The sequence below is a fragment of the Vibrio agarilyticus genome, from assembly GCF_012641465.1.
Classification (GTDB): Bacteria; Pseudomonadota; Gammaproteobacteria; order Enterobacterales; family Vibrionaceae; genus Vibrio; species Vibrio agarilyticus.
This window is the reverse complement of record NZ_JABAIK010000007.1, coordinates 155,250-175,646: the sequence shown is the minus strand read 5'-3', so window position 1 is coordinate 175,646 and position 20,397 is coordinate 155,250. Positions and strand designations below refer to the sequence as shown.

The following is a 20,397-nucleotide window of genomic DNA, read 5'->3' as shown; positions in this document are numbered from 1 at the left end:
CGAGATAACAATGAAGTTGGGCTAAGTTAGATAAAGTGAAGTGAGTGCACGGTGCCTATTGGGTGCCAAAACGTCCCCCGTTATACCCGTCGCACTTGAAGGTGCAGTGGTATTGAGTGGCACTCACAAACCTCATCACATCGTTTGTGTAGGTTTATGAAGTGCTCAGAGGCTTTGCTCGCTGGTTGCCTGGCAGCATCTTCAAGTGGGTTGGGTAAATAATGATGCTTAAGGAGCTTTTTTATGTCTCACACTGTTTTTCATTTAGGTATTACTGAAGCCGATCTTAATGGTGCAACATTAGCAATTATTCCCGGGGATCCTGCTCGCGTGGAGAAGATTGCCAATCAGATGGAGAATCCACAATTTTTGGCATCGCATCGTGAATACACGTTATACCGAGCCAATATTGGTGAGCACAGTGTCGTGGTTTGCTCTACGGGTATTGGTGGCCCGTCTACGTCGATAGCGGTTGAAGAGTTGGCTCAGCTTGGCGTGCGAACGTTTTTACGAGTGGGGACGACAGGGGCGATTCAACCCCATGTGAATGTGGGGGATATGATCATCACTACTGGCTCTGTCCGCCTTGATGGCGCGAGCCTGCACTTTGCGCCAATGGAATTTCCTGCGGTTGCCGATTTTGAAGTGACAACAGCTATGAAAGCGGCCGTCGACACACTCAATGTTCCCGTCCATATTGGTATTACTGCATCGAGCGATACGTTTTATCCCGGTCAAGAGCGTTACGATACGTTTAATGGTCGTGTGGTACGTCGTTTCCAAGGGTCAATGGAAGAGTGGCAATCTATGGGGGTGTTGAATTATGAAATGGAATCGGCAACCTTGCTCACCATGTGTGCCAGTTCAGGTCTTCGCGCAGGTTGTGTGGCGGGCGTGATTGTGAACCGAACTCACAATGAGATCCCCGATCATCAAACCTTGAAAGAGGTCGAGGCGCGCTCTATTACGGCGGTTGTTACTGCTGCGCGCCACTTATTAACGAATTAGCAGACAGTCGATGTATACCCGTTCTACTTGAAGCTGCAGCGTTGTTGGCTAACTCTCACAAACCTCATCACATAGTTCGTCTATGTTCACGAAGTGCTCAGAGGCTTTGTTCGTTTGCCGCCTACCTGCACCTCCAAGTTGTTTGGGTATAAAAAATGCCCCGAAGTGTCGGGGCATTTTTTTATCACTTAAAACCAACTAGTTAGGTATATAGCAGGGCGGTGTTAAATACCATCACGGCCACCGGCTTGTGCAAACCACTCTTGCAGATGGTGACGCAAGTTCTTTAATTCATCTGGGCCTATCAGAGCAAGGCCCAAATCTTGCGCTCGAGTGATGTCATTGTGGCGTAGCGGCCGGAAGCTGACCAGCATGGCACGCGCTTGCAATCCTCCGAGTAAGTCGCGCAGTGATTCTAATTTGTATAGGGTGTCATCGCCATCGTCGAGCATTCCTTTGGTTTTGCATTCGATGATGTGGAGTTTGTTATTGACCACGGATGCCACGTCCAACTCATTGCGCACTTCACGTTCACCAATTTGGCGATAGACCTGCACATTCAGTGAGTGATCTTGAATGGTAGGGAGGTCGTCTTGAATTTGTTTGACGGTGCTGTGTACGAGACTTTCAAGCCACTCACCATTTGAAAATCGCCTCGCTTCTTCATTGGCAAACGTCAGTACACCTTGGTCGTATTCCGCTATGTTCGCGGCAACCAGATCGGTGATAAGCATGTTTAGCTCGCGGTACCCTTGCTGTTTTTCTGACAGCGTGACATCCAGTTTTTGTTCTTTACGGCAAGTCGTAGCAAGATAGTTCAATGTCGCAAGACCCGGACCAAGCTCAAGGGCGTTACTTGCCCAACGCTCACCCAATAGGTAGAGCTGCTGATCAAGTTGAGGCGGCAGCTCTATGGTACTGAATTCGCCACGCGCACCAAAAATAGTGAGGTAGTCATTGATGGTGATATGATCTTGCACCTGAGTATCTTGGCGCCCGTCTGGATAAAGCCAGCAAAGTTTATCGCTATTGGGTTCGACCACAAAAATAGGCCAATGATAAGTACGAAACACTTCATAGGCTGAGAGTAGGCGATGACGTAAACCGCAACTGGCATTGAATTTCACTTTCTCACCACGTTGCTTAAGGTCTTCCGCTAGAGTTTGAATTGCTTGCTTAATCAGCGAAGTGTTCGTTGCTGCAGGGATAATAAAGAACTCGCAGCTGATCCCACGCGCGGCAAGCACGGATTTTAAACGTTCATAGCTGTCAGACTGTGTTTGATCACCGATAAACACCATATGAGAACTGGTCAGTTGGCTGTCCAATAAAGGGGTGACGAGCCGAATCGGGTCTTGATCGATAATACCTACATGAACGGCCATAAATTATCCTTATAATGATGCATGAGCGAACCCCGCGTTTGGGCGACATTCCAGTTATACTCAGTTTTTGCTGAAATTGCAGTTTTTTATTGATAGCCCGAAATATATTCAAGTAACGCAAGCATAAAAAAGGGCGATATGATTATCGCCCTTATCACTTGATTTAAATTACCGCGAATACGGAGTGGTATGTCAGCAGTGAGTTAAATTTGTCTCAGCATCTAGATTTTAAATCGATCAACCAGTATCGACTGCTTGCTTGCCAATACGGTTAGATTTTGGCTGGCGTGGGTAATATCTTCCATCGCATGGTAGCTCTGATCGGCAATATGATTGATCTCTTCAATATTCTGCGCAATGACCGTTGAGGTTTCACTTTGCTCGCCAGCCGCTTGGCTAATATGAGTGCTCATTTGACTGATTTCGATGATCAGCGCTTGGATCTCTTCCATCGCTTGGTTGGCTTTTGAGGCTTGTTCTACTGAGAGATCCATCTCTGACATGCAGCTTTCAATAACCTTGCTTGCCGAGCGTGAGCTCGATTGCAAATTGCTGATCATTGTTTCGATTTCGGTCGTCGATTGGGTGGTTTTTGATGCCAACACTCGCACTTCATCGGCCACTACGGCAAATCCGCGACCTTGCTCTCCAGCGCGCGCAGCTTCGATGGCGGCATTGAGCGCCAGCAAATTGGTCTGCTCAGCGATGTTGCTGATCACATCGAGAATCGAGCCAATTTGACCACTCATGCGTTGCAGTTCGGCGACCGCGTCAACAGATTCATTGAGGCGTGATTCTAACTGATGAATGGTTGAGATGTTACTTGACATAACATCGCGTCCAGACTGTGACGCCACTTCCACGCGATGTACTAACTCTAATGAGGATTGAGCGCTTTGAGCCACTTCTTGAACCGAATGGGCCATTTCAGTCATAGCTGTCGCGACGCTGGCCGTTTGTTCACGTTGTTGGCTTAGCTGCGACTGTGTTTTTGATGAGGTATTTTCGTTGGCAGTGGCGGTTTGCGTTAAATTTTTCGCCGCGTCATTGAGCTGTTCGATAATGTTGTGAAGGTTATCTGCCAAGCTATTGATGTGGCTCGAAACGCGACTAAATTCATTGTTATAACGAATGTCGATGCGCTGGGTCATATCGCCTTCAGTAAGCGCTTCTAGTGTGCGCAAAATATGAGTCAAAGGAGAGCGAACTGCGTGAGAAATGTGGTAGCCAATTGCCGCAGCAAAAAGTGTAACAATAACGCCAATACCAATCGCTTTAATTACCCCCTCTTGATAAACCTCACCCGCTTCTGCTAACGATGCGTTTAAGCTTATAGTCGCTGCATCTTGAAAACCAGCTAAGATCTCCATCGCAGTATCAACGGTTTGCGTTAAGCTTGAGATATTGTCATACAGCGCGTTTCGAGCGGTTAAATAGTTTGCATGTTGATCAAGAACGCCACCACGCTGGCCAATATCAAGAGTAAACTGTTCAACAGGCGCTTTGAAATCGTCGTTCAGTGACGGCATTTGTGTCGCCAAGCCGCGGAATGCGTAATTCAGATGAGTGGCGGCTTTGCGGTTAGTGGCAATTGCTTTTAGAACAAATTCGATATCAGTGCTTGCCAGAGCATCTGATGTGGCAACTTCCGCGTCTTTAAGTTTGGCAAAATAGCTGTTTGCCATCACTTTAACGGCGATTTTATCTTGATTGTCCACCGCCGCTTTCATACCTAAGGTAAGGTCGCTGTGCTGTTTTTGAAAGCTGCGCACAGACTGTTGCACTTGGCTTTGCGCGGCAAACATCGCTTGGTAATTGTTCATCGCTTCTTGCGCTTCAGTAAAATAGCCTTCTTCGATGGCTTTTAACTGCTTTATCTCATCGCTAAGCGATGGGTAGGCTTGCGCCGCTTTGGTTAGCTGATTGATTGTCTGCTGAAAGCGTTTTCGTTGCTCGCCAAAGAGCGCCAGCAGTTCATCCATACGCGAACTACTTTGGGTTGTGAGAAAATCTTTAAACGATTTATCGGCAGAGAGGAGGTCGACGCTGGTTTGGTTTGATATGGTGACTAGAGGCAGTGAGGTATTACTCACGGTCTCGAAATTGCTATGAATCTGACTGGTGCTGCGAAGCATGATTGTGATGGTGAACGCAAACAGCACAATGATTAATGCGAAGCCCGCGTACATTCTCTTTATTACTGATCCTTGCATGATTTCCCTATCCCCCACTCGTGGATAAACATGACGGTAAGTGATTCTTCCATTTGTGCTCAAGATAGAGTGTTGTGGTGTTTCGGCGCGATCGTGAAAGGGAAAACTAACTGCGATGAGGACCGATTTCTATCGAATCACAAAGAAAAGAATTAACGTCTAATGTCTTAATTATTATCGTATTGGCTATGATTGTATTCAGTGCCGGAAAGGTTTTTTATGACTCAGTGAGCAAAAAAAGTAATAGCATTATATGGTTAGTGAATTTTGTTAAGTGCACTGTATTTTTATTGTTTGCTGCTAGACCGTGGCGCATACTGGCGATATGGAAAATTTTTGCCCCTCAGTATTTGGAGTTAATATGGCTGAAGAAACCATTTTTAGTAAAATTATTCGTAAAGAGATCCCCTCTGACATCGTGTATCAAGACGACTTGGTCACTGCATTTCGCGACATTAGCCCGCGCGCGCCATCGCATATTCTGATTGTACCCAATAAGCTTATCCCAACCGTCAATGATGTCACCGAAGACGATGAGCTGATGATGGGCCGGATGTTTTCAGTCGCAAGGCGTCTTGCGCGCGAAGAAGGGATTGACAAAGATGGCTACCGTCTGATTGTCAATTGCAATGCTCATGGCGGCCAGGAGGTTTATCATATTCACATGCATTTGCTGGGAGGCAAGCCGTTCGGCCCACTCGTGGTTTCTCTCGACGATTAAGCGCAGAGCAATGTCGTGCTGGCCTAGTGCGCTAGCACGATTGTTCTCTTCCAAAGTATCTCAATGCCCCACGCTGCCGAATTACCTTTCCCCGCTTGTCGCCAAGCTGCAACTTCACGTTCTTTATGTATGGTGCCATACTGGACTCATCCACCTGTTGAAGTTGCATCTTTAAGTTGTGTGGGTATCGCGAAACACGAAAGGCGTTAGCAATATCTTTATCTTTTGCCCTGTGTTTCTTCCGTTTCATGGGTGGTCACTTATTGACTTCCTGAGCACGATTTTTGAACACTGACTTACTTTGATGGATATGACAAAAGTATGCGAGGTGGTAATGAAGCTTGTTATGTGGACAATGCGACGAAAACGGTCTTTATCACAAGGAGCTTTGCTAAGCCGGTTCGGGTTGCAAGGCAGTATCTGGCTATTGTTGGTGAGTCTGTTGGGGTGTGCGAGTAACCCCGACGAAACCGCGACTCTTGCCATTGATCAAGGAGATCGTAGTGTCTTTTTCGTTGATAGCATGCTTGCGGCGCGTTTTGAGCTGGTGAGTGAAACCCAGCATCAAGTTCGAAATCGTACCCAGGCCAGTGTTGTGTTGAAAAATCGCTTTAACACCCCTGTCGAACTTGAATATCGGTTTTATTGGTACGATGACCAGGGACTCGAGGTGGTCGAGCCGAGCCCGTGGCAAACCACATTAGTCCTATCTGAAGAGTCTATTACCCTGTCCGCGATTGCGCCTGTGGTTCAAGCGTCGCAGTTTCGAGTCAAAATCAAGGACGCGCAACTAAATTCCGCCGCGATATTCCAACCGTAATTTGAAGAGATTTTACGCTTTTGATCACTATTTTGTGGCAGTGTAGATAGCCGTTATCGGAAAAGCCATAGGAATCGTGGTAGATTACAAGAATACCGTTTTACAAGGAGAGTGATCATGATTATCTATTTGCATGGCTTTGATTCCACAAGCCCTGGTAACCATGAAAAGGTATTGCAGCTGCAGTTTATCGACCCAGATGTTCGTTTTGTCAACTACAGCACATTACACCCTAAGCATGATATGGCGCATTTGTTAAAAGAAGTGCATAAGGCAATTGAGGCATCCGACGATCCTGCGCCATTGGTTTGCGGGGTTGGTCTTGGTGCGTACTGGGCCGAGCGTATTGGCTTTTTGTGTGGTATTAAGCAGGTGATGATCAATCCAAATCTGCACCCAGAGCAAAATATGCAAGGTCGTATCGACAGACCTGAAGAGTATCAAGATATTGCGACCAAATGCGTCACACAATTTCGCGACAAAAATCGCGATAAATGCATGGTGATCTTGTCGCGTAACGATGAGATTCATAACAATCAAGTGACGGCAGAAACGCTGGGTGCCACTTATCCTATCGTGTGGGATGAGCAGCAAGGTCATAAATTCAAACAACTCTCTCACCACCTTCAAACCATTAAAGCGTTTAAGAACGCGTAATTCCCGTCAAACTTAAAGTTGCAGCAAGGCTGCAACTTGCTTATGTTGCATTCAAAAGCCTGTTGTTGATTGTTTTGTCATTGTTTGTAATAAATTTTGCTCAATTAACATTTTTCGTGTGGGATTTTGCTTGCGTGATGTAGCGCGGCCTATATAATGATTTTGTGCAAAATAATTTGATAAATATCAAAAAAAATTGAGAGCGAGTGAACTCGCCGTAGATTTGTCATTTGAACCAGTAGCGTAATTTGCAGCAGCAACGTTAAGTTGTTTAGGTAGAGGCATTCAATGTCATCTTATTATTTACCTCAATCTTAAAGACTCTAACTATCGAATTTTCAGCCAGTTAGTTTTATCTGTGTCCACGAAGTGCTCACATAACGCGGCGTTATATACGCGTCCTACTTGAAGTTTCAGCGGTATAGCGTCAGGTTGCCAGGACATAAACGCTTGAGCGACGCTCGCGTTCGACTGGCCGTACCCAGCCTTATTTTTCATTTTGTTATTTTAGAGGGATGTTGTATGACTCGAATTATTGTTGTTGGTGGAGGCGCAGGTGGACTCGAGCTCGCGACAAAACTTGGCCGAACCTTGGGTCGAAAAAATCGCGCGCAAGTGACGTTAGTGGATCGTAATGCCAGCCATTTGTGGAAGCCGTTACTTCACGAGGTGGCAACTGGTTCGCTCGATGAGGGGGTGGATGCGTTAAGCTATCGTGCGCACGCTCGTAATCACGGTTTTGAGTTTCAGCTTGGTAGTTTGGCGGCGATTGATCGCGAGAATAAAACCATCACACTCAGTCCGTTATTGGATGATGAAGGTGAATTGTTGATGCCCAGCCGCGAACTCGATTATGACGTGTTGGTTATGGCAATTGGCTCAACCTCAAATGATTTTAATACGCCAGGCGTTCGTGAACATTGCATCTTTTTGGATAGCCCAGAGCAAGCTGACCGATTTCGTACAGAAATGAATAACGAATTTCTAAAGCTGCACGCAAAAAATGGGCAGGGGACAGTGGATATCGCTATCGTGGGCGCTGGTGCGACGGGTGTTGAGTTATCAGCAGAACTGCATAATGCGATTAAAGAGTTGCACAGCTATGGCTTTGGCGACTTAGACTCAACCAAATTGAAGGTGAGTTTGGTTGAAGCCGGTGAACGTATTTTGCCGGCGTTGCCGCCACGAATTTCGACCGCAGCGCACCATGAGCTGGTTAAACTCGGTGTGAACGTTCGCACTGCAACTATGGTCACTCAGGCTGATTCAGATGGATTGACCACCAAAGATGGCGAAAAAATTCCAGCGCAGATCATGGTTTGGGCCGCTGGCATTAAGGCACCAGATTTCATTAAAGATATCGCTGGGTTGGAAACTAACCGCATCAATCAGTTGGTGGTGAAGGGAACGCTGCAAACAACGCGAGATGACGATATTTTTGTTATCGGTGATTTGGCGCAATGCACTCAACCTGATGGCAGTTTTGTTCCCCCGCGCGCGCAGGCGGCGCACCAAATGGCGAGTCACGCTTACACAAATATTATGGCGAAGTTGAATAATAAACCGTTAAAAGATTACATCTATAAAGATCACGGTTCATTAGTCTCACTCAGTCGCTTTTCAACAGTCGGCAGCTTGATGGGGAATCTCACTAAGGGGTCGATGATGGTCGAAGGGCGCATTGCTCGAGTCGTCTATATTTCGCTGTATCGAATGCACCAAATGGCGTTGCATGGTGTGGTAAAAACCGGATTGATTATGCTGGTGAGTCGCATCAATCGAGTGCTACGACCGAATTTGAAATTGCATTAACACTCATTATTAAGATATCAAAATGGGCGCTTAGCGCCCATTTTGATATTTATATTACCTGAAGAGATCAAAGGTTCAGTTCGTTCTTCAATCCTTCAATTTCAATTAGTTAGTCGTGGTTTGCTCTACACGACGCACTTGCAAAATCACGCCCATGAGTGGGTTGTCAAAATAGTGAGTTTCGCCACTGCGCATTCGTCTTTTTTGATCAAAACGATAACTCTTTAGGAAGGTCTCTTGCTCAAAAGTGGGAGAGATCTCTGCCATATTGGCAATTTGCACATTGCCATCGACGCTATCTACAAAAAACGACTCTTCGTTCAACTCAGTATCGGCAATGGTAACATTCCTGACGCTTGGCTGTTTTAGGTCAAGCTCAATGTCGGCGTAGAGGTAGTGTTGAACATAGACTTGTACTTTACCATCAAGCTCAAACAGTGGCGTAAGAACGGTGCCAGTAATGCTTTCAGTATTACCTTGGCTTGTGGTCACGTCAGCGACGAATTCACCCGAATAATCCTTACCTGCCGTGATATGAAAGGTTGGCGCTGAACGCGAGCCTTCATCTCCTTGACGCCACGCCTTGTGGAACAAAACTTCAAAGCCTGCGTGGTTTTGTAGCGCGCGGATTTGTGAATTTAACTGATAGTCATTTTCAGGCAGCAGGGTTACTCCTTTGGCAGTCTGATATTCAATATCGGTAAACTCAGCAACGCGGCGCATATCAATTGTCGGTTGAGTGTTAGGCCAGGCCTCCATGGTTTGCTCAGCGTCAACCGTGCGCTTAAAGATCACGATTTCAACATCAAATTGACGGGCCATAGAAGGCAATGAAACGCAAAGTAACAGCAGTGGAATAAACAATCGCATGCAGATTTAACTCGTTGGTAATAAATTTTGTTGAAAGTCGTTTAGGAGATCGCGGACGCATTGTACTCGCTTTCTCCGATCGGTTAATGGTACGACAAACTTGAATTTTGTTGGACCATCCATTGCAAATTTTTGTGGTTGTGACTGTAGCAAATTGACCAAAAATGCTGGGTTGATGGCTGCATTTGGGTAAAACTCGATGAAGCCACCCTTATCATGAGCTTCGATTTTCTTCACTCTGAGCATTGCAGCAACTAACTTGAGCTCCGCCACTTCTAGAAGATTTTTTGCGGCATCTGGTAAGGTGCCAAAGCGGTCGATAAGTTCCACTTTCAGTTCAATTAATGCGTTTTGCTCGGTGACACTGGCAATACGTTTGTACATTGATAGTCTTGTATTCACATCCGGAATATAGTCATCGGGCAATAGAGCTGGCAACCGCATTTCGATTTCGGTTTGCTCGCGCAGCAAATCATCCAAAGAGGGCTCTTTACCTTCTTTTAGGGCTTCGACGGCTTGTTCAAGCATCTCCATATAGAGTGTAAATCCAACTGATTGAATTTGCCCACTTTGTTCATCGCCTAAAAGCTCACCAGCACCACGAATTTCCAAATCGTGTGTTGCCAGTGTAAAGCCGGCACCAAGATCCTCTAATGAAGCGATAGCATCAAGACGTTTAATTGCGTCTTTAGTCATGGCTTTGGGATGCGGCGTGAGCAGATAGGCGTACGCTTGATGATGTGAGCGGCCGACACGTCCACGAAGTTGGTGAAGCTGAGCGAGTCCTAGGTTATCGGCGCGATCCATAATAATGGTGTTGGCGGTTGGAATATCAATCCCGGTCTCAATGATGGTCGTACACACGAGTAGATTGAAACGCTGATGATAAAAATCGTTCATCACCTGTTCAAGCTCGCGCTCTCGCATCTGCCCATGGGCTACGGTCACGCGCGCTTCTGGGATCAGCTTTTCAAGATCTTCAGCGACTTTTTCAATCGTTTCAACCTGGTTATGCAGAAAGTAAACCTGGCCACCACGCATGATTTCACGCAGCGCCGCTTCACGAATCACGCTGTTGTCGTGTTGTCGAACAAAGGTTTTAATTGCAAGACGTCGTGCTGGTGGCGTGGCGATAATCGACAAATCACGCATACCGCTCATGGCCATATTCAGAGTACGCGGGATTGGTGTCGCTGTTAACGTCAAAATATCGACATCAGCGCGCATCGCTTTGACTTTCTCTTTTTGGCGCACGCCAAAGCGGTGTTCTTCATCGACAATCAATAGCCCCAAATCGCGAAATTGAATGTCGCTTGAAAGCAGCTTGTGAGTACCAACAACGATGTCCACTTTTCCTTCGGCGACCGCTTGCATGATCTGCTTTTGCTCTTTGGCCGATTTAAAGCGTGACAACACTTCAACGCGAATTGGCAAGTTGGCAAAGCGGTCACGAAAGTTTTCAAAGTGCTGCTGTGCAAGAAGCGTGGTTGGCACAAGAACCGCGACTTGTTTGCCGTTGTCGGTGGCGACGAACGCCGCGCGCATTGCCACTTCGGTTTTACCAAAACCGACATCACCACAGACGAGGCGATCCATAGCTTTGGCTTGGCACATATCAGAGAGTACCGCGTTAATCGCCATTGACTGGTCGTCGGTTTCCTCAAATGGGAATCCTGCTTTAAATGTGGCGTATTGACCTCGGTCAAGGGCGAATTTAAAGCCGGGTTTGAGTTCGCGTTTGGCGTAGACATCAAGCAATTGCGCTGCCACATCCCGCACTTTTTCGGCCGCTTTGCGTCGCGCTTTGGCCCAAGACTCACTGCCAAGTCGGTTGATGGGCGCGGTATCGTCGGCACCACCAGAATAACGGCTGATAAGATTAAGCGATGCCACCGGCACATACAGTTTGGCGTCATTTTGGTATTCAAGAGTGACATATTCGGTTTTCATGCCACCCGCTTCGAGGGTTTGCAGCCCGATATAACGTCCGATACCGTGGTCAATGTGCACCACAGGCTGACCTGGCTTTAACTCCGCGAGATAACGAATGACAGTATCGCTATTGACTGCGCGTTTGTCTTTTTTGCGGCGTTGAATGACGCGATCGCCAAGCAGGTCGCTTTCGCAGATGAGGGCAAAGCGCGGAGTCAGTGCAAGGAAGCCATGTTCACTGGCGCCGAGGATCAACGTAAAACGCTCATCACTGCTCAGTGCTTCGGTTAGACTTTCGCACTCTTTAGGGCGGATCTGAATCCCAGCTAAGAGTTCGGACAGCGCTTCGCGGCGGCCTTGCGATTCGACGGAGAAGATCACTTTGCCGTCAAACTGGTGGGCAAATTGACCTAATTGAGCTAGAGGCTCTTTATTTTGCTGCTGAACATGCAGTGTTGGCAGCGCTTCAATGTTGGCGTTAGTGCGCCCCGCTTTTGCTTCAACAGGGTCGCAATGCAGTCGAATTTGGCTGTGCGATTTTAAATGGCCATACAGTTCGTCTTTGGTTTGCCAAAGTTCGACAGGAGCAAGCAGCGGCCGCATTGGGTCAACACGTTTTTGATCGTAACGATATTCGATATCGGTCCAAAAACTGTCGATAGCGGCATCCAAATCGCCAACACTGACGATTTGGGTGTTCGAGTCTAAATAATCAAACAGTGTCTCAGTGCGCTCAAAAAAAAGCGGCTGCCAATACTCAATGCCGGCTGGCCATACGCCTTTTGTCACTTGAGCATAAATCGACTCGGGTTCACGACGCGCGTCAAATTTACTGCGCCAGCGAATGCGAAACTCTTCAATGGCGTTGTCATTGGTGGGAAATTCGTGCGCGGGTAAGAGGCGAATCTCACCAATATCCGCTGTTGAACGCTGGGTTTCGGCATCAAAGGTGCGAATTGTATCAATTTCGTCGTCAAAAAAATCAATTCGATACGGGTCGCGGCTACCCATAGGGTAAAGGTCGATAATTGAGCCTCGGCTGGCGTACTCACCTGGTCCAAAAACTTGATCAACGTGGCGGTAGCCAGAGTTTTCCAGCTGTATTCGCAGTCGTTCAAGAGAGTATTGATCGCCTGTTTTTACCACTAGCGTGTGCTGCAACAGAAAATCACGAGGTGATTGGCGCTGCAACAGGGTGCTAATTGGCGCGATGGTAATGCCGCTACGCTGCTGTGGCAGTTGAAAAAGCCGTTCAATTCGGTCGGAGATGATCTCTTGGTTGGGTGAAAAGTTGTCGTAAGGCAGAGTTTCCCAATCGGGGAAAATAGCCACTTCACCTTGAAAAAACTGTTCAATCTCCGCTTGCAGCTTAAGCGCGGTTTGCGGATCTGGCACCACAAACAGAGTGTGGCTAGGGTGGTTTTGCGCAAGTTCTGCAACTGACAGGGCAAGCGCGGCGCCAGTGAGATTACCGAAGTGTTTTTTGTCGCCCGCACCGCTTGGTTGCGGAACCGACAGAATGGCATTTGGGTTCATTATCAACTCAGTCTATTTTCTTTCGCGCTCAAGTGAGCGTTGGCGAAGCAGTTTTTGCTGTTGGTACAGAGCTGCTTTGATCAGCAGATCTTGGTCGATGTCGCGTAGCATTTGATAGCGTAAAGTTATGCGGTATTGTGTCTCGCCAGTCTCAGTTTGAGCGTCACTCACCGTTTCGCAGCGAATCACTTCGGCATAACAGAAAATGGCAGCGGCTGGATGGTCAATAAACAGTTTGACGCGTGCTAATTGGCCGATGTCTTGTGAGACTGGACTTAAATAACGCACTTCGCTAGCGCCGAAATCCGTGGTAAAAAAGCGCAAACTTTCATCGTCTTGTTGTGCCAACATAAAGCTGAGCAAAAGGTTCAGTTTGGCATTTTGTGCATCAAGCAGCCCGATCACGTGAGTAAAGTCGCTCTGCTTGAGTTCACTTCGTGCATTTTCGGCCATTTGGTCCAGTTGGCAAAACTCGTTGGCAACGCGAAAGGGAGTAGGGATCTGCGCCTCGAAAGCATCCTCGCTTGGCAGCGAAAACTCAGGGGGTAGCATCTCGACATTGATCGTCATGCGATGACGAACGGTGAAGTATTCTGATTCTGTCATGGGCAATCCTTCTCACTGCGTAGGCTGCGGTATCTCACTGAAAAATCTGACTCAGTGAGGTGATTATCGTCAAGACGCGCAACATATCAAGCGCCGTTATGCAAACTTGGTGAGAATGACGAAGTTTGATTAAATTTTGCCCGCTTAGTGGTTGAATTACGGTTTCGAACTTTTTTGAGTTATCATACTCAAATTATCGTCTCGATGACCGTTATACCCTTTCCACTTGAAGTTGCAGTATTGTTGGCTGGCTCTGATAAACCTCACCACATAGTGTATCTATGTTGATGACGTGCTTAGAGGCTTTGCTCGTTTACCACCGACCTGCTTCATCGAGTTGTTTGGGCCTAGGTTACTTGGGTATATTATTCTCATTTACGGATCGTGTATGTTTCATCCTGTATCGGTAGCTATTGGGTTGCGCTATCTCAAAGGCCGCTCCGGTGATAGGTTTAGTCGCTTTGTTTCTTATATGTCGACCGCTGGTATCACTATTGGCGTCCTTTCGCTTATCACCGTATTGTCAGTCATGAATGGTTTTGAAGCGCAACTGAAATCACGTATTTTAGGTGTGTTGCCACAAGCGGTTATCGGCTTGGAACATGGGCCAACGCCGCAGCAATTGGCGGCGCCGAGTTTTATCACCGAATTGTCTGAAACGCGTCCACCCGCCCCGCTGGTACGAAGTGAAGTGGTGTTGCAAAGTCCGGCCAATCTCTCTGTCGGTTACGCCGTTGGGGTGGAACCTGCGGCAGACGACCCGATTACTCAGTATCTCATTGCGGGCCATATTAAGAGTTTGACTCAAGGGCAGTATGGCGTTTTTCTGGGGCATCAGTTAGCGCGTGACTTGCGTGTCTCGGTCGGAGACAAAGTTCGGCTTTTAGCGACCAACGCCTCGCTGCTTACGCCGCTTGGGCGCATGCCAAGCCAACGTAATTTTACTGTGATGGGTATTTTTAATACCGGCTCTGATGTGGATGGTCAGCTTATGATCACTCATATCGAGGATTTGCGCCGATTGCTGCGATTTAAACCAAATACCATCTCTGGATGGCGTCTATTTTTTGATGATCCATTTCGCGTGGCTGAGTTAGCCAATAAGCCGCTACCGGCCAGCTGGCAATGGCACGATTGGCGTGAGCAGCGCGGTGAGCTGTTTCAAGCGGTAAAAATGGAAAAGAATATGATGGGCCTTATGCTTGGTCTGATTGTTGGTGTTGCCGCCTTTAATATCATCTCGGCACTGATTATGGTGGTGATGGAGAAGCAATCTGAAGTCGCAATTCTAAAAACGCAAGGTATGTCTTCAGGTCAAGTGATGACGATTTTTATGGTACAAGGTGCTAGCAGCGGCGTAATTGGCGCAGTAGCGGGGGGCGCTCTTGGCGTGATCTTGGCTAGTCATTTAAACACCGTCTTAGAGGCTATGGGCGTTGCGTTATTTGCCTATGGTGGCGAACTGCCGATTTTAATTGAACCAATGCAAATTGTGCTGGTGGTGGCATTGGCCATTGTCTTGAGCCTCACGGCAACCTTGTATCCTTCTTACCGAGCATCATCTGTGAAACCTGCTGAGGCGCTACGCTATGAATAACTTATTGTCTTGTACCCATGTTCGCAAAACTTACCGCGAAGGTGAGCTTGAAACTGAGGTACTTAAGGGCGTTAGCTTCTCAATGAAACCCGGAGAGTTGGTGGCGATTGTGGGTAGCTCTGGTTCAGGAAAAAGCACTTTGCTGCATATATTGGGGGCGTTAGATGATGCAACCGAAGGTAAGGTGCAGTTTCTTGATTACGATCTCTTGAGTTTGACGGGCAATCAGCAAGCCAAAGTTCGCAACCAGCATCTGGGCTTTATTTATCAGTTCCATCACTTATTGGCGGATTTTACCGCATTGGAAAATGTGATGATGCCCCTTCTCATTGGTGGCGCGCGTAAGGCGGCGGCTGAGCAAAGTGCATTAACCTTGCTTAAGCAAGTCGGTTTGGCTCATCGAGTTCATCATAGGCCCGCTGAACTGTCTGGCGGGGAGCGGCAACGTGTCGCAATTGCTCGAGCCCTAGTCAATAAGCCTGCGTTGGTGCTTGCCGATGAGCCAACTGGGAACTTGGATCATCAAAGTGCGCTTGCGATTTATGATTTGATGCGTGAGCTGAATCGAGAGTCGCAAACCGCTTTCTTGGTGGTGACTCATGACAAAGAGTTGGCAGCGAAAATGGATCGCCAAGTGGTGATGCAAGATGGCCTTTTGGTAAAAAATGAACCGAATGTTGTGATGGCTCAAAGTCAAGTTGAGGAGGCGTAATGTCACTGGCTTTGACAATAGGTTATCGCTTTAGTCGCGCGAAAAAACGCAACAAAATGGTCTCGTTCATTTCAGTATCGTCGATGATCGGTATCGCTGTTGGCGTGGCGGTTATTATTATCGGACTTTCAGCAATGAATGGCTTTGAGCGCGAGTTGCAGCAGCGCGTGCTCTCGGTGGTTTCTCACGCGGAAATGGAAGGGGTTAATGCGCCAATTGAGCAGTGGCCTTTGATCATTGAACAAGCGACTGAGCATCCACAAGTGATAGCGGGAGCCCCTTATGTGCGTTTAACTGGGCTGGTCGAAAAAGGGGCGACAATGAAAGCGCTCGAAATTCGCGGTATCGATGCGCAGCTGGAGCCTCAGGTCTCGTCGATTTTCAGTTTTGTCGATAAGAAAGGGCAAAAGGCATTTTTACCCGGTCAGCGCCAAATGATCTTAGGCAAAGGGATTGCAGATACTATAGGAGCTAAAGTGGGTGATTTTGTCACTTTGCTCATTCCGCAAGCTGGAGAAAGTCAGAAGGTGACTGCACCGAAACGCATTCGTGTTCAAGTCGCGGGGCTGCTGACGCTCAATGGTCAAATTGATCACAGCTTAGCCTTGTTGCCATTGCAAGATGCGCAAGAGTACGCGGGTTTGGCCTCAGGCGTGACGGGGATTTCTCTCAAAACCAGCTCAGTGCTAGAGAGTCAAAATATTGTTCGCGAAGCGGGGCAACAGGTGAGCGCTTACGTCTATTTGCGCAGTTGGCAGCAGAAATTTGGTTATCTCTATCGTGATATTCAGATGGTGCGCACCATTATGTATTTAGTCATGGTACTGGTAATAGGCGTAGCGTGCTTTAATATTGTTTCAACGCTGATGATGGCGGTGAAAGACCGCGCGGCAGATATTGCGATTTTACGTACCATGGGAGCGAACGATCGTTTGATAAAACGTATTTTTATCAGCCAAGGTTTGTTTTCTGGTGTGCTAGGAAGTGTAATTGGCAGTGTTCTTGGTGTGTTGGTGGCGAGTAACTTAACGGCGCTGATTCGAGGTTTAGAGACTCTGGTTGGGCATCAGTTTTTATCTGGTGATATCTACTTTGTTGATTTTCTGCCTTCCCAGTTGATGTTTTCTGATGTGATAGTCGTTTCGGCTACCGCTATTGCTCTTAGCTTGTGCGCTACCTGGTATCCCGCCTCACGCGCTGCCAAAGTATTGCCAGCTGCCGTATTGAGCGGTCACTAATGCCTTTGAATGCCTAAGCCATCCCCAAGCCTTGTTTTTTACAGTGCTTGGGGAAGGTTGAACGATTTAAATCGCTCGGCTTATCAGGCTTCGAGCGGCAAGCCCTGAAGGTAAAGACAACTCAAATAAAGCCGTTGGCTCGCTATTTAGCTTCTCCCCACTCCAATAATCAAACCAATTACAGGCCACCTGACTTTGCAAAGTCAGGGTTTGCGCGCCGTTGTAGTGATAATTGAATGCGCAATGTAGGGTTTCTTTGGTATTTAACGTTAGGGTCGCATGGTGAAAATGCAGATCGTCAAAACGCGCGTTGGCGGAGTTTTGTGATTGTCTTAGTACCAGCTTTTGCCATGATGAAACCGCAAGAGGTGAGGCATCTGGGAGAGGGTCGCCACTGAGCAATAAGCCGCCACTGGCAAGCAGCGCATTGCGATGAAAGTCATAAGCCTCATACTCTGCAGCTTGGTTAGGCAATGAAGTGAAGGTGGCGCAATCTGGGTCAATTTGCCACAAACGTTGATGTTGCCAACTGCGGCAGAAATTTTCTTTGGCAATTTGCTCGAAGCGACCAGAAAAACGCTCGACATCGTCTGAGACGCGCATCGCATCCACCAGCCCTAATGATGGCCACATCGGCGCGTTGCAGCCCAATAACCACGCCTCTCCCGCGCCGCGACGAATTGCCTCCATTCCCATACGATAAGCCTCAATACCGGTCACGTTGGCAAAGCGCTGGCCTTTCAATGTGCCCCAATAGTTGGCATCGAGCTTAAAGAGTTCAACACCCCATTGCTCGCGCATCTTGCGTACTACGGAGGTTAAATGCGCCTGAACCTCAGGGTGAGAGGTATCCAAAATAAACCAAGGGGTGCAGCGCCATCCGCCATAGGTTATCTCTTCGGCTTTGAGTAATTTGCCGTCACTGTGAGTTACGAACCAATCCGGATGATTGCTCAGCAGTTCAGAGTCTTTATCTGCGATAAAAGGGGCTATCCAAATTGCAGGCTTTTTGCCTTTTGCGCGAATATTGGCAATCACAGCGTCAATGCCATCTGGAAATTTGTTCGAAGGGGTTAACCAATCGCCCATGTGGGCTTGATAACCATCATCTAGTAATACCCACTCAATCTCAGCGAAGGCATCTTGCATTGCCTCAAGATTCTCGGCGATATGATCTTGAGTGACATTAGCGTAATACGCATACCATGAACACCAGCCCACGGGTGTTTGTGCGTGTGTTCCAGCGCAAGGCGTGTGGTGGCGAGCAATGGCGTTGCTAAAGCGAGAAAAAACAGCGTCTAATGTCGCCTCGCGGATCACAACGAGCGATTCAAGATATCGATTGGTAAGCTCTGAGGTAAGTAGCTCTTCACCATCGAGATAGGCGGTAATTGCGTAATGATCCGCTTGTGGTTCGATTTCAAAATAGCCTGCAAAACGCTGGCACGAGCTAAAGCCCATTAAACAAAAATCTTGGTTGGTTTGAATTACCAGATAGTTGTAATAGCGCTGCGGCGCGTCAATCGGATAAATGCGATACTCCCCATTATTATCGGGGCATCTGCCAATCGGGTGAGGTTGGTCAATACGCCCACCGGTTTGTGCGAGCATTTGAAATCCATCACCGAGAATTTGCGCATGACTGTCGAGCGCGAGAGTCATGCGCCAAAGCGCGGTCTGCGATGAAAGCTCAAAATGGGAGTCATCTTTAATTTTGAATGTGAATTCATCACCGTGAATTATCGTCTCAATCTGATTTGAGTCGACCAAAAGCGTCATATTATTGTTAATCATTAGAGTTCCACTCGTCACATAATTCGCCCAAATTATGCGGTTAATCGCTCAAATGAGTCACACTAAAAATACGGTCACACCTCACGTTATTGATATACCCAAGTAACCTCAAGATGTATGGTTCAGCGAGAATGACTTGGTTTGTCAGTGAGGCGAGGATTTGAAGATTGAGTGGTTCTCAATCGAAAATCGTCAACAAAGCTGATGAGCCAAGGCAGCTCGCCCTTTGGGAGCCAATCACTGAACCGATAGCGGCGTTAAACAACTTGAAAATAGACTCGCTATTTCGCTGCGTTGTTTGCCTTGCTCTCAGCTCAGTGAGCCGGCTCTGAATCCAGCATCTTGAGGTCACTTGGGTATAATATTCAACAAGGAAAAGCGGATGAGTATAAAAAAGATAGTGCTACTGACGATAAGCCATATTGCGGTTGGTGTTTTAGGGTTTGCGGCAGGCATTTATTATTTGCCTATATTGATCGCACCCACCGCGCCCTCATCTGAAGAAATTAATCAATTGGCGCTCAATGGACAGTTTCAAGCTCAGTTTGAGCGTGCGCTGGCTGGTAGTGATGCGCTGCATTGGGGGGAAGGGCAGGTTTTCTTAAGTGATGAAGTGGTTACATTTCTTGGTCAACTGGCGCCAGGGCCTGATTACAAGCTCTATCTCTCGCCCACATTTGTTGAAAACGAAGCGGAATTTGAACAAGCGAAAGCGCAGATGATTCAAGTGGGCGATATTAATACGTTTGATAATTTTATTGTGACTTTGCCAAAGGGGGTTAATTTGGCGAAATACAATACCGTCATTGTTTGGTGTGAATCTTTCGGTGAATTTATCACCGCAGGCCAATATCAATAAAAAAAACGCCCCGTAACTTTGATTATGGGGCGTAATTTTTACTGTTTAAACGACACTGCATTTCATGCAGAGTGTAATCACGGTCGTGAAACGCGAATCGACTCTTCTTTGAGATGATGAAGTTGGTTATCGTGACTTACGTTTTCGCCAGCTACGCACTACTGAGTAGCGCCATAATCCGCGGACCCCAAAATAACCAAGTGCTGCGGCTACAAATGCGCAAACCGTACAGCCTAATAAAAAGGGAGGGCCAATATGGCTCATTTGATTGAGCAAAAACTCCCACGATAATTCAAAATGAAAGTGTTGGTGGGGAGTGCCCATCAAAAAAGCGCCGAGTTTGTAGGTAAAGTAAAAAATTACCGGCATTGTGATTGGATTGGTGATCCAAACCAGTGCGACCGACAACGGCAAATTGACGCCAAACAAGATAGCTAGACCGGCGGCCATGATCATTTGGCTCGGAAGTGGTACGAACGCCATGAATAGGCCCACGGCGAAGGCACCGGACGCAGAGCGGCGGTTGAGGCTCCACAAATTAGGGTTGTACAGCACATTACCAAACACTTTTAACGCCTTTTGACGTTTGATGGCCTCATGGTCTGGCAAGAAGCGTTTAATCAGCTTTTTGGGCATA

16 protein-coding genes are annotated in these 20,397 nt (G+C 47.4%); 9 read left to right on the top strand and 7 right to left on the bottom strand.

Features of this window, described 5'->3' with window-relative positions; translation table 11 throughout:
- Positions 1–243 precede the first annotated feature (243 nt).
- Positions 244–1,008 carry a uridine phosphorylase gene (gene udp / locus HGP28_RS09160; RefSeq protein ID WP_168836146.1) on the top strand — a complete coding sequence of 255 codons (765 nt, stop codon included), beginning with the start codon at positions 244–246 and terminating at the stop codon, positions 1,006–1,008.
- Positions 1,009–1,232: 224 nt separating this feature from the next.
- Here udp and HGP28_RS09155 read toward each other — a convergent pair whose 3' ends face one another.
- Entirely contained in the window at positions 1,233–2,393 is a 1,161-nt protein-coding gene (locus HGP28_RS09155; protein WP_168836145.1) for a DUF1887 family protein, read from the bottom strand.
- 221 nt (positions 2,394–2,614) lie between these two features.
- Positions 2,615–4,606 (bottom strand): methyl-accepting chemotaxis protein, encoded by a 1,992-nt coding sequence (locus HGP28_RS09150; protein WP_168836144.1) that lies wholly within the window; start codon positions 4,604–4,606, stop codon positions 2,615–2,617.
- A gap of 361 nt (positions 4,607–4,967) precedes the next feature.
- On the opposite strand from HGP28_RS09150, the gene hinT reads away from it, so the two are divergent.
- The 4 genes from hinT (at position 4,968) to HGP28_RS09130 (ending at position 8,616) form a co-directional block, all read left to right on the top strand.
- On the top strand, positions 4,968–5,327 hold the full coding sequence (gene hinT, locus HGP28_RS09145) for a purine nucleoside phosphoramidase (protein WP_168836143.1): 360 nt from the start codon (positions 4,968–4,970) through the stop codon (positions 5,325–5,327).
- A 388-nt stretch (positions 5,328–5,715) separates the two neighbouring features.
- Positions 5,716–6,147, top strand: a complete 432-nt coding sequence (locus HGP28_RS09140) for a YcfL family putative periplasmic lipoprotein (protein ID WP_168836142.1) — start codon at positions 5,716–5,718, stop codon at positions 6,145–6,147.
- Positions 6,148–6,264: 117 nt separating this feature from the next.
- Positions 6,265–6,804 (top strand): alpha/beta hydrolase YcfP, encoded by a 540-nt coding sequence (gene ycfP / locus HGP28_RS09135; protein ID WP_168836141.1) that lies wholly within the window; start codon positions 6,265–6,267, stop codon positions 6,802–6,804.
- Between the two features lie 522 nt (positions 6,805–7,326).
- A complete protein-coding gene (locus HGP28_RS09130; protein WP_168836140.1) occupies positions 7,327–8,616 on the top strand; it encodes an NAD(P)/FAD-dependent oxidoreductase in 1,290 nt (429 codons plus the stop codon).
- A 105-nt stretch (positions 8,617–8,721) separates the two neighbouring features.
- On the opposite strand, the gene HGP28_RS09125 is transcribed toward HGP28_RS09130, so the two are convergent.
- Genes HGP28_RS09125 through HGP28_RS09115 form a run of 3 tightly spaced genes read right to left on the bottom strand, consistent with a single transcriptional unit; the run spans position 8,722 to position 13,560 of the window.
- Entirely contained in the window at positions 8,722–9,486 is a 765-nt protein-coding gene (locus tag HGP28_RS09125; protein WP_168836139.1) for a peptidoglycan binding protein CsiV, read from the bottom strand.
- Between the two features lie 6 nt (positions 9,487–9,492).
- A complete protein-coding gene (gene mfd, locus HGP28_RS09120; RefSeq protein WP_168836138.1) occupies positions 9,493–12,954 on the bottom strand; it encodes a transcription-repair coupling factor in 3,462 nt (1,153 codons plus the stop codon).
- A 12-nt stretch (positions 12,955–12,966) separates the two neighbouring features.
- Complete coding sequence (locus HGP28_RS09115; protein WP_168836137.1) at positions 12,967–13,560, bottom strand: PilZ domain-containing protein; 594 nt, start codon at positions 13,558–13,560, stop codon at positions 12,967–12,969.
- 388 nt (positions 13,561–13,948) lie between these two features.
- On the opposite strand from HGP28_RS09115, the gene lolC reads away from it, so the two are divergent.
- From lolC to lolE, 3 genes are read left to right on the top strand one after another with little or no spacing between them, the layout of a single operon-like run.
- Positions 13,949–15,157: a lipoprotein-releasing ABC transporter permease subunit LolC gene (gene lolC, locus HGP28_RS09110; RefSeq protein WP_168836136.1), complete on the top strand. Its 1,209-nt coding sequence runs from the start codon at positions 13,949–13,951 to the stop codon at positions 15,155–15,157.
- A complete protein-coding gene (lolD, locus tag HGP28_RS09105; protein WP_168836135.1) occupies positions 15,150–15,869 on the top strand; it encodes a lipoprotein-releasing ABC transporter ATP-binding protein LolD in 720 nt (239 codons plus the stop codon). The genes lolC and lolD overlap by 8 nt, the downstream gene beginning before the upstream one ends.
- Positions 15,869–17,107 carry a lipoprotein-releasing ABC transporter permease subunit LolE gene (gene lolE / locus HGP28_RS09100; RefSeq protein WP_168836134.1) on the top strand — a complete coding sequence of 413 codons (1,239 nt, stop codon included), beginning with the start codon at positions 15,869–15,871 and terminating at the stop codon, positions 17,105–17,107. The genes lolD and lolE overlap by 1 nt, the downstream gene beginning before the upstream one ends.
- A 66-nt stretch (positions 17,108–17,173) precedes the next feature.
- Here lolE and HGP28_RS09095 read toward each other — a convergent pair whose 3' ends face one another.
- Positions 17,174–18,901 carry a glycoside hydrolase family 36 protein gene (locus tag HGP28_RS09095; RefSeq protein ID WP_168836133.1) on the bottom strand — a complete coding sequence of 576 codons (1,728 nt, stop codon included), beginning with the start codon at positions 18,899–18,901 and terminating at the stop codon, positions 17,174–17,176.
- 382 nt (positions 18,902–19,283) lie between these two features.
- On the opposite strand from HGP28_RS09095, the gene HGP28_RS09090 reads away from it, so the two are divergent.
- Positions 19,284–19,760, top strand: coding sequence for a DM13 domain-containing protein (locus HGP28_RS09090; RefSeq protein WP_168836132.1), 477 nt, complete (start codon positions 19,284–19,286; stop codon positions 19,758–19,760).
- 126 nt (positions 19,761–19,886) lie between these two features.
- Here the strand turns inward: HGP28_RS09090 and HGP28_RS09085 are convergent, their stop codons facing one another.
- The gene (locus HGP28_RS09085; RefSeq protein WP_168836131.1) at positions 19,887–20,396 is read right to left on the bottom strand and encodes a DUF2062 domain-containing protein; all 510 of its coding nucleotides are present in this window, start codon (positions 20,394–20,396) and stop codon (positions 19,887–19,889) included.
- Position 20,397 lies beyond the last annotated feature (1 nt).

Bases quoted from the DNA above. Each gene is read 5' to 3' on its own strand.
- HGP28_RS09125 (WP_168836139.1), bottom strand. From the start codon at position 9,486: ATGCGATTGTTTATTCCACTGCTGTTACTTTGCGTTTCATTGCCTTCT.
- udp (WP_168836146.1), top strand. From the start codon at position 244: ATGTCTCACACTGTTTTTCATTTAGGTATTACTGAAGCCGATCTTAAT.
- HGP28_RS09130 (WP_168836140.1), top strand. From the start codon at position 7,327: ATGACTCGAATTATTGTTGTTGGTGGAGGCGCAGGTGGACTCGAGCTC.
- HGP28_RS09095 (WP_168836133.1), bottom strand. From the start codon at position 18,901: ATGATTAACAATAATATGACGCTTTTGGTCGACTCAAATCAGATTGAG.
- lolE (WP_168836134.1), top strand. From the start codon at position 15,869: ATGTCACTGGCTTTGACAATAGGTTATCGCTTTAGTCGCGCGAAAAAA.
- HGP28_RS09090 (WP_168836132.1), top strand. From the start codon at position 19,284: ATGAGTATAAAAAAGATAGTGCTACTGACGATAAGCCATATTGCGGTT.
- lolC (WP_168836136.1), top strand. From the start codon at position 13,949: ATGTTTCATCCTGTATCGGTAGCTATTGGGTTGCGCTATCTCAAAGGC.
- ycfP (WP_168836141.1), top strand. From the start codon at position 6,265: ATGATTATCTATTTGCATGGCTTTGATTCCACAAGCCCTGGTAACCAT.
- lolD (WP_168836135.1), top strand. From the start codon at position 15,150: ATGAATAACTTATTGTCTTGTACCCATGTTCGCAAAACTTACCGCGAA.
- mfd (WP_168836138.1), bottom strand. From the start codon at position 12,954: ATGAACCCAAATGCCATTCTGTCGGTTCCGCAACCAAGCGGTGCGGGC.
- HGP28_RS09150 (WP_168836144.1), bottom strand. From the start codon at position 4,606: ATGCAAGGATCAGTAATAAAGAGAATGTACGCGGGCTTCGCATTAATC.
- HGP28_RS09115 (WP_168836137.1), bottom strand. From the start codon at position 13,560: ATGACAGAATCAGAATACTTCACCGTTCGTCATCGCATGACGATCAAT.
- HGP28_RS09155 (WP_168836145.1), bottom strand. From the start codon at position 2,393: ATGGCCGTTCATGTAGGTATTATCGATCAAGACCCGATTCGGCTCGTC.
- hinT (WP_168836143.1), top strand. From the start codon at position 4,968: ATGGCTGAAGAAACCATTTTTAGTAAAATTATTCGTAAAGAGATCCCC.
- HGP28_RS09085 (WP_168836131.1), bottom strand. From the start codon at position 20,396: ATGCCCAAAAAGCTGATTAAACGCTTCTTGCCAGACCATGAGGCCATC.